This is a genomic window from Patescibacteria group bacterium (genome assembly GCA_041671645.1).
GTDB lineage: Bacteria > Patescibacteriota > UBA1384 > XYA2-FULL-43-10 > 1-14-0-10-43-13 > JBAZBD01.
In genome coordinates this window covers 86342-102274 of the sequence record JBAZBD010000001.1, presented here as the reverse complement: position 1 = coordinate 102274, position 15933 = coordinate 86342, and the positions used below count along the sequence as shown (strand labels likewise).

The window sequence follows — 15933 nt, the reverse complement described above, 5'->3', positions numbered from 1 at the left end:
TCATTGGGTTGGTGTGTTAGGGTCTGCTGCCGCTACAGCATCTTCTGGCCCCTGTTTTGCCAGCTCTTCTGGCTCGACAGTAATAATTTCATTTTCGGTGTAGGAAGCAATCGCTTTGAAAGCTACGTGATTCAAGCCCGCGAAGAAGAGACCTTCTCCGACATCAGACTCGAGAAGCAAATATTTCTCGCCCTCAGTCAAATTGAAAACATCAGCGATCAAATTGATCGAAGCGGTCGATTGTTTCATCAGGACTTGCATTGAGGAGTTGGCCAAGACGGCTTTGCCATAACGGCTACCCAAGAAATCCTCGACGTCCTGACTGATGATTGTAAGCCCAAGGTTATATTTTCTTGCTCTCTTGGCCAGGCCGTGAAGGAACTTGGCAGAATCCTCATATTGCATCATCCACCAGGCTTCATCCACGATCATGATGCGCTGTTTTCGGTTCATTCTGACTTTGGTCCAGATATAATCAAGGACAGTATAGATAGCGATTGGGCGGAGCTGATCTTCCAAGTCGCGGACAGAGAAGCAAACGAAACCTTCTTTGAGCTCAAAATTGGTCGGCTGGTTGTAAAGATTGGCGTAGGTGCCCTCGGTGTATTTGACCAGTCTGGCCCGAAGCGATTCAGTGCCCTGCATGTTGGAGAGGATATTGAAGAAGTCCTGAAGCAGAGGAGGCTGATTGGTCTGGCTTTCTGGATCGGTCGTAATATCCTTGATGGCGTAAGTCTCATAAAGAGCCTTGTCTACGGTGGAGTCTTCTTCTGGGGTGAGGCCACCGACCATGATATTGATCAGGCCATGGAGGGAAGCGATATTAGAGCGGAGGACGTCTTCGCCTGTTTCGTAGGGGTTGATTGGGAGGTCGAACGGATTAATTCGTTTGTCGGAGTTTAACGAAATATCCAAGTAACTACCGCCGACGGAATCGCAAAGAGTTTTGTACTCGTTTTCTGGGTCGATCACGATTACGTCGGTGCCAAGCATCAAGTAGCGCAAGGCCTCCAATTTGACCAAGTACGATTTACCCGAGCCGGATTTGGCCAGGACTAGAGAGTTGGCGTTTTCAAGAGAAAATCGATCGAAAATAATTAGGGAATTGTTGTGGCGATTGATTCCGTACAGAATTCCATCGTCTTGGGTCAATTCGCTCGAGACGAAGGGGAAAGTAGAGGAGAGAGAGGCGGTGTCCAAATTGCGAAGGACGTTGATCTTGTCCTGCATCAGAGGCAAAGTGGCAGTGAAGCCCTGCTCCATTTGGAAAAGTGTCTCTTTGGTATAAATCAGGAGTCCGCCCAAGGTTGATTCGAGCTGATCCATGACGGTGCGAAGTTCTTCGGCTGAGCCGGCGTAGATAGTGAAGTAAAGCCCAAATTGAAATAATCTGACCTCGCCACGCTGGAGAACATCTCGAAGCGCCTCAACGTCACCGAGCGCGGTCTCGACTTCTGGGTCTCTGGGCTGGCCCTTTTCCCGCTCGATTGAAAGGGTGGACTCGAGCTTACCAACTTGAGTCTTGAGCTCGGTCATGACGTCTCTGGTCTCCATCGGGTGGATATACATGGCGATATCCATCGAAATATCGTAGTTGATAATTGGCGAGAGCCAATTCGTCTCGATATACCGGGGGTAGGTGAAGACAAAGAGAGTTTTGACGAAATAATTGTCGATTTGGATAAAATTGGACGAAACAGCGAAAGAGGCAGGTGCGACAATATCTCGAACTGAGGTCGCCCCACTCTTGATTTTGGACGCTTCTGCCTTTTTGTTCCAAAATTCGTCTGGAGTCATCGAGCTTTTCTCTCTGGACTTCAGGTTCTGGTTTGCAATCGCTCTAGCATCGGCCGGAGGAGCCTGTGGAACTGGGGCTGGGGCTTGAGCGTCCGGCTGGACAGGATTAGGTTGTGGGTTTGGGTTCTGGTCCGTCATCGTCTTTACTCAAATTATCTAATGGAGAATTGGTAGTTGGGGTTGATGCCGAGGTGTTTACCGTGGCAACGTCTAGTTCATTGAGCTCTGGTGCTTTGCTGGCCCCAGCCTGTTCTGTGGCTGCGGTCTGTGGTACTTGCGTTCCAGCAGGAGCATTCATATTTTCCATCTCAGTGGCCTGTCGTCTCTGCTCCGCCTCCTGCTGCATCTGGGCCGTCACAATATGAGTGTTGTCAATCAGCATCGGCGTGATACCATCGATCTCCGGCACCTTGCCATCCGCCGGAGCTTTCTTGGTGGAGACGACCTGAGAAGCTAGCATCTCAGCGTCGGTCAATCGCTCCTTGGTTGATTCAGCTGGATTGTAAATTTGATAAAAGAGCTCAATGATCTGTTCGGTTGAAAGCTGAAAGCAGTGGAGCCCCATCGAGCCTAGGCCAGAAGCGACTATACCGGCGTTTTCAAGCAATTTCTCAGTTGCGTTCTTGAAATCAACATCGGAGATTTTCAAATGATCAAATTTTTGTGTTTTTTGCCCGAATAGCATGTTGAAAAGCCCGACCTGTTTGACCGAAATAGGAGAGTAAGCGATGGTGACAAAGAAGCTTTTCTTCATAATGTTGGCGATGGTGACGAGCTTGCCGATAAAGTCGACGTAATCAGCGGATAGCTCTCGGATCAGTTCACTCGGCTGTTTGTCGCCCAGTGCCTTCATCTTGGTCAGATAAGGAGCTAAATCCAATCTTTTCGAGCGTATGGTGATCTCGATCGTAAAATGTAGGGAATTTAGGAAGCTCTGATATTGCATGATTAGAGAGTTTTGCTCCATCTCGCTTTTGAGCGCAAAGTTGGTAGCAGTCACCTCCAAAATGACACGGTACGTTCCATCTTTCATGATGATAATACCGTCCTTGATACCCGCAATCTCAATTTGTTGTTGAGTTGAAAATGCCATAAAAACTATCTTTCAATCATCTGTTTGCCTGAAATAGTGTCTATTTTCCCAGCCAGGGCTTCGATCTCGGCGTGGCTAATATCTTTGTGTGGATGGGTTGTTTGTTGGACTTGGGCTTGATAAATCTCCACTTCCATATCTGAATCGCTGCCCTGGCTCCAAAACCTTTGTTTGGGCGAACCGGCGAATTGGATCGCTGACATGAAAAAGTTTAGGAAAGGCCTCTCGTTGACCTTGACGAAATCGAGACATACGACAAAAAGGCCGATTGGTATGACCAGCAGATAGGAGAGCGGCGCAGGTATGGCCGAGAATATAGCGTAGCAAATGCCAAATCCGACCACGGCATAGATAAATTGAACCATGGTCAGTGGCCCCAAAATGCGATCCTGCATGTCGATATTTTGCGGAACCTTAAATCTCAATATCCCCTCCAAATTAATCTCTAGGGAAATTATAACATTGATACCAAAGTACAGCAACAGATCAGCCGTGCCAAAATTTATAAGGTCAGCTCGGCGAAGTACTAATCCCAATTGCTCATGATTTGATCATCAACCATGAGAAGGTCGAGGGTGTCGACTGCCTCAGCGGAGGTATATGAATTACTTTTGTTTGTGCTTCTCAATATTAGGGTCGCCACACAGCAAAAGAAAATGTCCTTCATGATCTCGAAAAGTGATGGTGCAGTCAGCGGAGATAGCTGGCTTTGAGTGAATCCCTTGGACAGCAAGCAGGCAGTGGCTATTTTCTTGGAGGCTGTCTCATCGGACAAGGTGTATCTAACTCTAGGGAAATTGTTTTCCAAATCGCGAATTATATTCTCAATAACATTTTGTTCTAGGTTCCGAAAATATGGCATGTGAAAATATGCCTTCTGGGCAAGATCATAATAATAGATCAGGTCGATGGAGCGGTTTACTTTCTCCACGGTCTGGATCTTGTGAATAATGTCCAGGATATTGTCTATTTTATTTAACTTAAAGTCTCCCTTGCCCTCAACAATGTCATGATTTATCTTTTCGATAATCTGTTCGGGTTTCCAGGATGAAACTTGAGACGCATTGACATCGAGAAGCACGGCGTCGAGTAATTTCAGCTGAAGCCTTTCCAACAGGAGATGACGAGGATAAATGTCGGCTTTCCTTGAAGCGACAAATATTTTGATATCATCATAATTTTCAGCCACTGTCCTCTTGACAGAAGCGTCGACGGATTGAGCTCGCGACAAAATAGAAGTGACTGACTCGTCACCAAGTGATCTGTCATCTGCCTGAATTAGTAGCCTAATCAAATTAGTGTAATCTTTGTCCATAAATAAATTTAATACGATCCAGTTCTGACAAATTTTCTAATAATAGAGTTGACGGTACCTCTTTGATTTTGGGGGATTGTCGCGTAAACAGTAGTCAAAGTTCTACGAAACTCCGTTATGTCACCGGCAGACGCATCCCGCGCTGCTTTTAACGCCTCCTCCATACCTTTGCCTGTCGACCAAGCGGCTCCAGTCGCCGCAGATTTTTCAAGTTCCGATAATAATTCCTGAGTCTCGTCGGTCCCAGTAGTCTCATCACGGCTAAGCCCACTGATAATGAATTCAGCGGCTGGATTGGCTTCGTTTGCCTTGTCGAGTTTTGCGGCAAGTGAAGCTATCATGGCCATCATACGGCTACGCTTATTGGTATCTGAGGTGGCATGTCCAGCTCTAAAGGCCTGGATGTCTTCGGCGGTGATGCTGTCTTTTTTGTCCCCTGCAGTAAGCAGATTTATTAGGGTGTCGACAGTCATAGCGGAATAGTCCGCAACTCTTCCCTTGGTTTTATCGTTAGCAACAGCCAATCCTCTGGTATAGGTGGTCCTATCCATACGCCTTAGCTTGATGTTCCCGTCTGCATCTTGTTCGACCAGGTTTCTCAAGTGAGCTGGAATATGAGAAATCCTGCCCGTAGTCTCGTCGATTCTTACCTTTCCGGCTCTCTTACCGTTTTTCATCTCGCCCTTGATAAATTTCTCGATAAACTCTGCTTCTCTCGTCTCAACGGCCTTAGCAATTGCGGAGTCGTGAGCGTCACCGCTGCCTCGGAACTCCTCGTTCTCATTCAATACGCCCATCTCTCGAAGGCGGACGGTGGCGCGACCCTGGTTGTTAAGATAGGCAGAAAACTTCTTTCTTTCGTCATCGCTGAAAGCGCTGGACTGCAAGTGGTTTCTTTCCTCTTGGGTCATTTCACTTAATTTTCTGCCACTCGTCTGTATACCGTTGGCGAATTTTTTCAATTCGTCAGAGAGTTCTTTGAATTTCTGTGTTGTAAGCTTGGTTTCTTGAGAAAGCTCGGCTTGTTCATGGATAGCAAGCTGATCCATTGTCGGCTTGACGAGCTGGTCTTTCTCGGCTTTTTCTTTCAATCGATTAGTACTTTCTTTCTCGGTATTTACAAATATCTGGAATTCGCTCCATTCCTTGAATTGATCTTGGTTCATTCCCAGTACCTTCTTGTATTCTGCCTGGTCTCTTTCTTTTCTTGCCTTTACGGTCTCCTCAACAATCTTGTTAAGCTCAGCGTCTGTAATAGTGGGATTGTTCTTAATCGCGTCTACTCTGATCTCTTCCTCACTCTGGTCTTCTTTTTTCATCAAATATCCCTGGATCGAGGCGAAGGTACCTTGCCCAACTAAATCGTTCATATGCTGTTCGGCTATAGCCATTCTCTGTCTGGCATGTCCAGAAGAAGCGCGCCATGCCTTGAGGGTGGTGTACATCTCGTCTTCTGGATCGGTCGCCCCTACCTTCATAATATCTTCTTTGGCATAGGCCTCATACTCTTTCTCCTCGCCTGCACGGTTCGCCCGATATTCTCGGCGCATTTGGAGGTTTTTGCCTGCTTTGCTTGCTTTGCCTGTGCTGTCTTCTTTGTAGTAGTGACGAGCCTGGATACCCTCAGTCAGACCCTTTGCAAAATCTTCTTCAAATTTGACATTGGCTTTAGCCTTGTCTCCGCCCGAGCCGAAGAGGAAGCTGTTTCCCAAGGCACGTTGGAAACCGTTGCCTTTGCGGACCATATTTAATCCAGTCATGCGCCAGTTGTTCCAGCCGCGCATGGCCACGCTTTTCCCCTGATTAGTCCAGTAGTCCTTGATGCCGCTACCCCATTTATTGGCGGCAGCTCCACCTGTTGATCCCCAGGCTTTCTTGCCCATGTCACCCCATTTTTGCATGATTGGGCCGCCGAGCTTGAAGGGGACCTGGATCGCAAGGACCAAGAAGGCAACAGAGAGAACCATACCCATGAGCGGGGAGTCTCCTATGCCTGATAGTTTGAGCAATTGCCCACCCATCCAGATGATGGCAATCGATACAGTAGGCATGAAAGTCCATTTCACCATCATGCTCCACCATTGGCCGAAGTAAGTTTTGGTTTGGGGCAGAGCCATGGCCATGAAGCCAATCGGAGCTACAATCACAAGTAGATATATAATGTAATTCCTGATAGTAAAGAGAAAAGCCAGGACTAAGGTGATTACCGCCGCGACAATCGAAAAAATTACCAAGGCCAATGCCGTCAAAAGGCCACCGGAAGTACCTCCTGCCTTGTTCGCATTCAAATCTTTGATGATTGATTCGATGTCGGCATGAAAGAACTTTGAGACTTTGATGCCTTCTGTAATACATTTGGTATTGGTATCACTCAAAAAGAGAGTCAGCATTACGTTGGCAACATCGACTATGAAACGACAGAGAATGTAGCTAAAGTTGGCGGCTAGTACGGCCAGGACTAGGGTAGGCAATATCTTCTTGATTCCGTAAGTACTGACATTCAAGCGTAGTATTTCCGCAAAAGCGACAAAAAGGAGAACTAAGACTATCAGCGAATTCACGATACCCATCATGGTGATCCAAAGAGATCGGATCTCGTGACCTACACCGCCGTTGTTGGTGCCCAGAACTTCATAGATTTTGGCTAAACTTGTCGGAGGATTAAATGAAGTGGCTGGATTACTGGTAGTCCCAGTACCGGCCAGTGTTAAGGTAGGGTGGACCAAGAAAGCTAGAACGACAAGGAAAAATCCAAAAATGCAGAAGGCTATTATTCTGCTCTGTTTTGATAAGTTCAATTTTTCGAGAATATTCATCATAATATCATGGGCCCGCTGAGCATGAGTCGTAGGTCACGCCAATAGTGGCTGCCATCCATTTGTCCCCAAGTCCTTGCAGCCAAGTCGCAAAATCATAGAAAATGCTGATAATACCACAAAAAGCCCATGAAATTGGTTCCTTCCACATATCAAATCCGGCGCAGAGCGAAGGAGAATCACTGGCTCCTGGAGCATTATTGAAAGTTCCAGCGAGCGCATACCCCTGGGGCAAAAGTTTTTGGTATTGGGAATCGACAGTGCTATTAAAGACGGCAGCGGGATCCCCCTTGCCTTTCAAGCAGTTGTTGTATTGGTTATTCTGGTTGGCGTAGTACATGTCCAAGGAGAATTTCGAAATATTGTAAAGATAAGCCTCTCTCGCAGCCTTGTATTCAGAATTATTGAGCCACGCAACTATTGGGTTCCATGTTCCAGCTTTCGCCGCCGCGTCCATCCAAGTTTTGAATGTATTGTAAACACCTATTATGACTCCGACTGCTAGGGCGGCAGCTCTCAGTATATATTCATGGAGCCATACAGCCGTAAGGGTAACTACAGCCCCAATGGCTATCTTCGCGGCCGTTGTTGCGACTACGCTCCCAGCCGCTATTTCAGTAGCAGTCGCAGGTATTACTGCTCCAGTAGTCAATAATATACCGCCATCCACGACTGTCCCAGTCCCGGCGGCAGTAGCTGCATGAAGCAAGGCAGTACCATATGCTCCGGATATTTCAATGCCTGAGGCAGTCACGGCTGCTCCGCTTGCCGCTTGAGTAACAGCTACTGCGGGAGCAGTGACGCCGGCCGAGCCAAATAATACCGTACCGCCAACTCCCATAGCGGTTACTACACCTGCAGCTATAAGAGCGACGGCTCCGACGCCGAGAAACCAATTCGAAGCTGTGACTGCACCACTCTGACCGTTAATTACATATGGGATGCCAGCGTTTAATTTATCCCAGTCGGATACGAGAGAATTAGCTTCTCTTGTCGATAGGGCAACGGTGGGATACTGCTTTGACGCGGTGCCATAATATCTTTGGAAGGAAGCAGCATCTGTGTTGATCAAGAAGCTTTTCAGTGCCGAGGCTGAGGCTGAGTTTGAAAGATAATCCTTGAGATATTGAGCTGCTGCGTCGTTTTGTCCATCTGGTACAACGGTTTTAATCTCCTTGAGCTGAGCGTCAATCCACTTTTGGGCATCCGCGTCCGAGGCAATCCTTCTGGTTGTATACCACGATTTGCAGGCTTGATCGTTTGCCGAGATGGGCCCTATCCTTTGCACCGGTAAAATAGTTGGCATTATGGGCTTGGAAATGCTTTCTCTGGCTTTCTGCAAAACAATATTGTAGTCGACAGCAGCCGTCTGCCATGCTGCAACCGTTGGCTGTGTGTTTGTAAATGTAGAGCGGGTGGAGAAAAGGGCACCAGGGGTTTGGTTGATTGAGCCGACTTCGTAAGCCTTGTAGCACCAAAGCTTCACTCCGACACTTGGTATTGATATTGCATTCCAGTCGCCAAACACGCCAGTAAAGAAGTCCTTAGCGCCAGCTACTTGGCCAAGGTTTGGGTCCTTTTGATCCCAACAAACATTTTCAAGAGAATTCGGAGTCACAGAATTGTTGGAAAGAATATACATATTCGGAATAGATGGGTTATTCATCATGCCATCCGCCTGCCAAAGATCCCAGCTATCAGCTGGGCCCCAAGGATTATCGTAAACATTAAGGGTCTTTCCTGCATATCTATTATGGAAATCCCAGTGAGTAGAGCTGTAATTGAGACGAAGATTCGCGATTTCATTACCGCTTGAAGCCCCCGTTTGATTGACATACGCCCAACTGGTGCCAGTGGGTGGTGGCGGTGTGACTGCCTTAACTTCCACAACATCAATACCAAAAACCTTTGCCAGTACGGCAATCATCAAAATATATGTTAGCGTTCGCTTAAACCCTCTCGCCAAAACCCCTCCGCTATTAGTTACAATTATTATACCGTTTATTTTGCAACCGATAAAGTGCCTATTTACTCCCTGTACTTTTGCTTTGCGTTGCTGGAAAGTTCGAGTCTGGCCAAAATCGCTTTGTTTATAATCTTGTCGAAGCTTATGTGTTCGTCGTTGGCTTTGTCTGGGTCATTATCGAGAGCGACAAGGGCCAGTTGGAGCTCGCCCTTCTCATAAAGCTCTTTGCTCACCCTCAGGGCGTCGTAATGAGTGTATTTGGCAGTTGCTGTCTCAAAATCCTCGATTGCTTTGCTAATATTTTTGGATTGAAGAAATGGCTTGAGTTTGAGCACATCCGTCTGGGCTTGATTTGCCAATTCTTGACGATCTTCTGCCAAACTTGTTTTGTAAAATATGGCCGACTTCTGATATTCAAGCTCGGCTGAAAGATATTTCTTCTGTATTAGATATTGGTCGCCCCGCTCCAAGTAATCATCTGCCCAGTGATGGCGAAGCGGCTTGGTAATTAATTCGATGAAGACCAAAATAATCGCCACGATCAGGACCCATTTAGCAATCTTGCGCCAGAGTGTCTCTTCCTCGGGATTTCTTTCGGTACGGATTTTCTTAATTTCATCTGCGTTCATAGAGTGATTTTATCAAAAGTTGGTAGACGAAAGCCAGTCCTGTATAATAATGTCATGGAACATTTATTTGATACAGCCAGATTCTATGACTACCAGACCTATCTCTTCTTCCATGGTGCTATCCACGGACGGCCATGGCTAAACGAGATTTATCTTTTCTGTGCCAAATATGGCATCATATTTTTCTTTCTCTCCTATATCTATCTGATCCTGCGGGGCAAAGTAAATGCGTTTTACTGTACATTTGCCGCTATGGCAATCGCCGGATTTGTCGATCTTGCAATAGCGCTTTTTTGGCGCCGGCCGAGACCATTCATCAGCCATAGCAGCGAAGTAATGACGCCAATTATTGAGGGGCTTCGGGTCTATAGCGTCTCATTTCCCTCAGTTCACACTTATGTTGCTTTTGCCATCGCCACCAGCATATTTCTCTATGGGCACAAAAGACTTGGGATGGTATTGTTTCTCCTGGCAATTCTGGTTGGGGCCGGACGTGTGGGGGCAGGGCTACACTATCCATCTGACGTCCTGGCCGGTGCCTTCCTTGGCATCTCCTCCGGCATCGTGGCTTACTGGCTTGTTCACAACAACGAACACAAATGGGACGTGGATTAGAAACTAGCTATAAAGTTAAAAGTATAAAGTTATCAATCATGGCTTCGCTGCAAGAACTCAAAAGACAATTTCTAGAACATTGTGAGCTCGAAAAGGGTCGGGCTGTTCTGACAATTGAAAATTATGATCGATATATTTCCCGATTCTTGGACTATCTTGCGGAAAATAATTCTGGGGCGGAGCTGACTCCAGCAAATATTACTCAGGAAATCGTGCGCAAATATCGCCTGCATGTCAATCGTCTGACCGACCAAGAGGGATTAGAACTAAAATTGATTACTCAAAATTATCACATTTTGGCCCTGCGGGCGTTCTTGCGCTATCTTTCCTGGCGCGGGATCGAGACATTAGCGCCAGAGAAAGTGCCCGTCGCCAAGACTGGGGATCGCGAAATCAGCTTCCTGGGAGGCGAAGAAGTCTCTGGAATATTAGAGAAGCCTGATACGACCAAAGTGACTGGTCTTCGTGACAGAGCAATATTAGAAGTTCTATTCTCGACTGGTATGCGCGTCTCTGAGCTGGCGGCGCTCGATACTTCTGACATCAATTTCGATCGGGGTGAAATATCGGTCCTGGGCAAGGGTAAAAAAATCAGAGTTGTCTTCCTCTCTGACTCAGCGGTGTATTGGATAGATCAGTATGATAAAAACAAAGGGCACAGAGGCGGAGAGGCAGAGAGGCCAGAAGCTCCGACACTCCGACACTCCGACACTCCGACACTCGACCCTTTACTATTATCGCCCAAGGGAGAGAGATTGACCGTTCGTTCGATAGAGCGAATTGTAAAGAAGTACGCTGGATTGGCCGGCATAACCAAAAAATGCACGCCTCATACTCTGCGTCATTCTTTTGCAACCGATCTATTAATCAATGGTGCCGATATTCGAAGTGTCCAATCTATGCTTGGCCACTCATCAATCACCACGACCCAAATTTATACTCATGTGACCGACCAGCACCTGCGAGAAGTGCACCAGAAGTTTCATGGCAAAAAATAGTTCCTATTTTTCTTCCCAGAACTCTTCGTTTTCGGCCAAAGCTTGTTTGGCTGGAGTTGTAGACTCCTCGATGACAGCAATTTCTTTTTGAATCTCTTTGATCAGGTGGGGGCCAGAATTGATCGAAACTCCTGTTTTATTATCGACAATTTGTTTCACTTCAACTTTTATCTCTTCTTCATCTGGCATATATATCTTTCTATTTACGTACTTTGAATCTTGCTTCCAATTCAGATCGGCTAATTTCACGATCAGAAAAGGGGATGAATTTATCTTCACCAATTGGACCGACAGCCATCACTTCCTCGGCTCCCTTGCCGGTAATCAGAACGACATCATTCTTCCTAGCTTCTTTGATTGCCTTGTGAATCGCCTGAGATCGGTCGAGTACTTTCCAATAATTTCTATTGATCCGCCACTGATTCTTCTTGCCACCTCGGAAGATTCCATCGGCCACCTCATTCATAATAGTAGCAGGGTCTTCATCATAAGGATCTTCGTCGGTAAATATTACAAGGTCGGCATAGCGTCCAGCCAGCGCGCCCATGATTGGCCTCTTCGTCTTGTCGCGTCGGCCAGTAGCACCGAGCACCGAAATAAGCCGTCCGCCAGTATTGCTCATGCCGTCACGGACAGTTTCATAAACATTCTTGAGCGAGTCTGGATTGTGAGCGTAGTCAACAATGACAGTGAAATCTTGGTCGGGAGAAACTTTGATCGGTTCCATCCGACCAGGAACTAGCTCGATATCTTCTAGCCCCTTTACAATCTTGGCCGGGTCAATTTTCAGAGCCAATCCGACGCAAAAGGCGGCCATGGCGTTTGAAACATTGAAAATCCCGGGCAACTTCAAATTCACAATATTTTGTCCCTCGTTGTGGGCGGCTGTGAAAGTGACGCCGCTTGGATTGGTCAATATTTTTCGGGCGACCGCGCCATGCTCAATCGGTTTTTTGACCGAATATAGGAATTTTTCGGTTGCGGGCAGGGAATTGAATTTCTCGGAGTATTGGTCATCCATATTGACGACCGATTTGGCCTCTGGATTGTCCTTGAACAATTTTAACTTTGCGTTGAGATAATTCTCCCGAGTCTTGTGGTAATCGAGGTGATCCTGGGACAGATTGCTGTAGACGACAGTGTCGAATTTGATGCCGTGGATACGGTTTTGATCGATTGCCTGTGAAGTCACTTCCAATATTGCATATTCACAACCAGCGTCGACAGCCTTCTTCAGGAACGATTGGATGACGGAGGCGGGAGGAGTGGTCACCCAGCGGACTTTGCTCTGATGGGCAATTCTTTTGTCGCCAATCTTGGTGCTGATGGTCGTCTCCATGGCGTTTTTGATCCCTGCGGCGTCCAATATCGAAGAAATCATGCTGACAATCGTCGTTTTGCCTTTGGTTCCGGTCACACCGATCACCTTAATTTTCTTGGCTGGATTGCCATTCTTAATCACAGACCAAGACGCCTCCAGCTTGTGAAGATGGTTCTTGGCGTTCTGACCCAAAAGTTTTGATATAATTTTTCGCATTTTTCTTAAATTATTTTATAACTTACTTGATCATTGATACTTGACCCTTGATCATTCTATTAATCATCGTCTGATTTTCTCTGCAATTTTAAATAATTGATAGGCCGTAGGCTGTATGATCAAGTCATAGCTACCGGCAATTTGGGCTGCTTGTCCGCCGAACTGTTGTTTGAACCTGGTCACGCCGGCCCATGGATGCTTTGGATTATCATCTGGTGCGATGCCGAAGAAATCATATTTCTTGTATTTCTCTTCTTTCGCATCCCTGATTGCGGTCCATTGCATCAGGTACGGCGCCATCGTGTTCTTGAAGTCATCGTTTGAGGCGCCAAACATGTAGATCGCGGTCTCTCCAGAATAAACCATAATCATAGCGGCCAGATCCGTTTCCTTGCCCCCAATCGTTTTCTTGGCCGTATAAACACGACAGTAACCTTTTTGCGAGAGGATTTCAACTAGCTGGATGAAATATTTTTTGGCTCGATGGGTGATGCCGTGTCGTTTGGCTGTTTGTTCGTAAAGATTGTAAAAGCTATCGATGTCATTAGGGCTAGTCCCAAAATGAATTTTAACCTCGTTTTTGCTTGCCACTTTGATATTATAGCGTCCCTTTTGCTTCATCTCGGAGAGCAATTCCTCTTCTGTTTTGGAGAGATCAAGCAAGAGAGTGTGCTCTGGCTGCATTTCCTCGAACGCTTTGGCAAAACCAAAGCGGGAATCTAGAATTTTGAATTTTGAATTTGGTCCAGCCACAGGGACATTAAACTCCAAGCGAAAGAAAATGCTATTATTTTGCCTCGCTATTTCTCTTATCTGTTTCGAAAATTCTTTTATTCCAGATTCTAGATTCCAGATTCCAGATTCGCTATTCGCCATCGGCGCGTACAGCATTGAATAGCCTAGGGGCAGATTTTTCTGCAGGACCAAAATATCACCAACCCAGTAGCTCTTCTGGTAACCGGTAGCAAGTTTAAACTGCTCCCACTCTTTGGATTGGAAGATATTGTTCATGTCACAATTATAACAGGTAGAGCGGGTAGGTGGAAACATCTCTGATTGAATCAGAGGCTCAAAAATGGTAAAACAATGGAATGGAAAAGAGCAAAATCAGAATATTAGCCATTGAAACTAGCCCCGAAGGGGCCCCTTTGGGGCTGTGATCCATCCTTCGCTAAAGCTACGGAGGACGAGACGAGGCGCGAAAAAATATGAATAATAAAAATACTAAAATTCGCATACTGGCTATTGAAACTAGTTGTGATGAGACGGCGGCGGCAGTAATTGAAGAGCAATTAGATGGATCCCGGATCAAGTCCGGGATGACAGGCCTTAGACCTGTCATTTTGTCGAATATTATTTCCTCCCAAATTGATCTTCATGCCCAAACCGGAGGGGTCGTCCCAGAGGTGGCTAGTCGCGCTCATATGGAAGCAATTATACCAGTCATCTCGCAAGCGCTATTATTGGGCCGAGAAGTTGGCCCTGCCGATTATCAGGAAGCGATAGAAGAGCTTTCTGGGATTACTCATATTGCTGTCACCGCTGGGCCAGGCTTGATCGGTTCTCTGCTCGTAGGCTTCAATGCAGCGAAAACTATGGCCTACGCCAGAGGGTTGCCAATAATTCCAATCAATCATATCGAAGGACACATTTACTCGGCCTTCAGCCGAGAATTATCAAGTGCAGATGATCAATTCCCGATTCTTGCCCTGACTGTTTCTGGTGGGCATACGTCCCTTACATTAATGAAAGATCATGGGATTTACGAGACGCTTGGTCAGACACTCGATGACGCCGTTGGCGAAGCTTATGACAAGGTCGCCAAGCTTCTGGGGCTGGGCTACCCGGGGGGACCAGCGATTTCTAAACTCGCCTGCGAGTTTAGAAGGTTGGGAGCCGGGAGCCGGGAGTCAGGAGAAGAAACTCCAAACTTTAAACTCCAAACGCCAAACTCTATTGTGTTCCCGCGTCCGGTAATGAATGATGGAACTTATAATTTCTCTTTTTCTGGACTCAAGACCTCGGTTTTGCAGAAGACAAAAGATATCGTCCTAGAACTGAATTTGAATTCTCCAACCGAAATTCCAGATGAAATCAAGCAGGAAATTGCGTACGCCTTCGAGGAGGCAGTGGCCGAGGTACTGGCGACGAAAACCGCTAGAGCGGTCAAGGAGTTCCAGCCCAAGACCGTTGTTTTCGCTGGAGGAGTTTCGGCCAATCAGTATCTGGCAAGCCAAATCCAGTTGAAAGTTGAAAGTATAAAGTCGAAAGATAAAACTATTCAATTTTTGACTCCGCCTCGAGACATGACTGGGGATAATGCGGCTATGATCGGGTTGGCGGCTTATCATCATATCAAACAGGGCAAAATTTCGAATTGGGATGAGATTGATGTGGATTCAAACTGGGAACTAACCTAAACGGTAAGTAAGTTATCATCTTCAAAAAATGAACCAAATCGAGTAGAATTAGAAGAGTGAATTTTCATTTCCCCCTAATACTTAATACGTAATACGAAACACTACTTATGATTACAAACATTATCGATGCGTTGGCCCAAGCAGTTATCAATATTATTGATGTCATGGGATATTCTGGTGTCTTCCTGCTCATGACGGTCGAATCTTGCGGTATCCCGATGCCATCAGAAGTGATCATGCCTTTCTCCGGATTCCTGGTCGCCGAAGGGAAGATGAATTTTTGGGCTATTACCTTTCTCGGCGCCTTCGGCAATTTGGTCGGTTCTTGGCTGGCCTACTGGATAGGCCATCGTGGCGGAAGACCGCTGATAGAGAAGTACGGCAAATATATCCTGATCTCCAAACACGATCTCAATTTAGCCGACAAGTGGTTCACGAAATATGGCGACGCCACGGTTTTCTTTGGCCGACTCCTACCAGTGATTCGCACTTATATCTCATTTCCTGCCGGAATCGCCAAGATGAACTTTAAGCGTTTCTCAATCTATACCTTCCTGGGCGCTTTGCCCTGGACGGCGCTTTTCGCCTGGCTCGGTGTCAAAATGGGTGCGAATTGGGAAGCGATCAGGACCAAATTGCACAATTTCGATATGGCGATGCTCGTGATAGTAATACTTCTGATCGTTCTCTACGTCTGGAGACATCTCAAATTAAGTCGAAAGTCGAAAGTCTAAAGTCGAAAGTCAA

At 46.5% G+C, this 15933-nt stretch carries 14 protein-coding genes; 4 read left to right on the top strand and 10 right to left on the bottom strand.

What is annotated here, in order from left to right; genetic code table 11:
- The 7 genes from WC227_00495 to WC227_00465 form a co-directional block, all read right to left on the bottom strand.
- Entirely contained in the window at positions 1–1935 is a 1935-nt protein-coding gene (locus tag WC227_00495) for a DUF87 domain-containing protein (protein MFA6963185.1), read from the bottom strand.
- Positions 1904–2890 (bottom strand): hypothetical protein, encoded by a 987-nt coding sequence (locus WC227_00490; protein MFA6963184.1) that lies wholly within the window; start codon positions 2888–2890, stop codon positions 1904–1906. Before WC227_00490 ends, WC227_00495 begins: the two co-directional genes overlap by 32 nt.
- Before the next feature lie 5 nt (positions 2891–2895).
- On the bottom strand, positions 2896–3426 hold the full coding sequence (locus WC227_00485) for a PrgI family protein (protein MFA6963183.1): 531 nt from the start codon (positions 3424–3426) through the stop codon (positions 2896–2898).
- On the bottom strand, positions 3417–4205 hold the full coding sequence (locus WC227_00480) for a hypothetical protein (protein MFA6963182.1): 789 nt from the start codon (positions 4203–4205) through the stop codon (positions 3417–3419). Before WC227_00480 ends, WC227_00485 begins: the two co-directional genes overlap by 10 nt.
- Positions 4206–4213: 8 nt before the next feature.
- The gene (locus tag WC227_00475) at positions 4214–7024 is read right to left on the bottom strand and encodes a hypothetical protein (protein MFA6963181.1); all 2811 of its coding nucleotides are present in this window, start codon (positions 7022–7024) and stop codon (positions 4214–4216) included.
- A 4-nt stretch (positions 7025–7028) separates the two neighbouring features.
- Positions 7029–8987, bottom strand: coding sequence for a hypothetical protein (locus WC227_00470; GenBank protein ID MFA6963180.1), 1959 nt, complete (start codon positions 8985–8987; stop codon positions 7029–7031).
- Positions 8988–9049: 62 nt separating this feature from the next.
- On the bottom strand, positions 9050–9616 hold the full coding sequence (locus WC227_00465) for a hypothetical protein (protein ID MFA6963179.1): 567 nt from the start codon (positions 9614–9616) through the stop codon (positions 9050–9052).
- Between the two features lie 54 nt (positions 9617–9670).
- On the opposite strand from WC227_00465, the gene WC227_00460 reads away from it, so the two are divergent.
- On the top strand, positions 9671–10231 hold the full coding sequence (locus WC227_00460; protein ID MFA6963178.1) for a phosphatase PAP2 family protein: 561 nt from the start codon (positions 9671–9673) through the stop codon (positions 10229–10231).
- Between the two features lie 38 nt (positions 10232–10269).
- Entirely contained in the window at positions 10270–11229 is a 960-nt protein-coding gene (locus tag WC227_00455; GenBank protein MFA6963177.1) for a tyrosine-type recombinase/integrase, read from the top strand.
- Positions 11230–11232: 3 nt separating this feature from the next.
- Here the strand turns inward: WC227_00455 and WC227_00450 are convergent, their stop codons facing one another.
- The 3 genes from WC227_00450 to WC227_00440 all read right to left on the bottom strand — a co-directional run bounded on the left by WC227_00450 (position 11233) and on the right by WC227_00440 (position 13777).
- Positions 11233–11418, bottom strand: coding sequence for a hypothetical protein (locus tag WC227_00450; GenBank protein MFA6963176.1), 186 nt, complete (start codon positions 11416–11418; stop codon positions 11233–11235).
- Positions 11419–11428: 10 nt separating this feature from the next.
- On the bottom strand, positions 11429–12766 hold the full coding sequence (locus WC227_00445; protein MFA6963175.1) for a UDP-N-acetylmuramoyl-L-alanyl-D-glutamate--2,6-diaminopimelate ligase: 1338 nt from the start codon (positions 12764–12766) through the stop codon (positions 11429–11431).
- Between the two features lie 63 nt (positions 12767–12829).
- Positions 12830–13777 carry a peptidoglycan bridge formation glycyltransferase FemA/FemB family protein gene (locus tag WC227_00440; protein MFA6963174.1) on the bottom strand — a complete coding sequence of 316 codons (948 nt, stop codon included), beginning with the start codon at positions 13775–13777 and terminating at the stop codon, positions 12830–12832.
- A gap of 197 nt (positions 13778–13974) precedes the next feature.
- On the opposite strand from WC227_00440, the gene tsaD reads away from it, so the two are divergent.
- Positions 13975–15186, top strand: a complete 1212-nt coding sequence (gene tsaD, locus WC227_00435) for a tRNA (adenosine(37)-N6)-threonylcarbamoyltransferase complex transferase subunit TsaD (GenBank protein MFA6963173.1) — start codon at positions 13975–13977, stop codon at positions 15184–15186.
- Between the two features lie 107 nt (positions 15187–15293).
- On the top strand, positions 15294–15920 hold the full coding sequence (locus WC227_00430) for a DedA family protein (protein ID MFA6963172.1): 627 nt from the start codon (positions 15294–15296) through the stop codon (positions 15918–15920).
- Positions 15921–15933 lie beyond the last annotated feature (13 nt).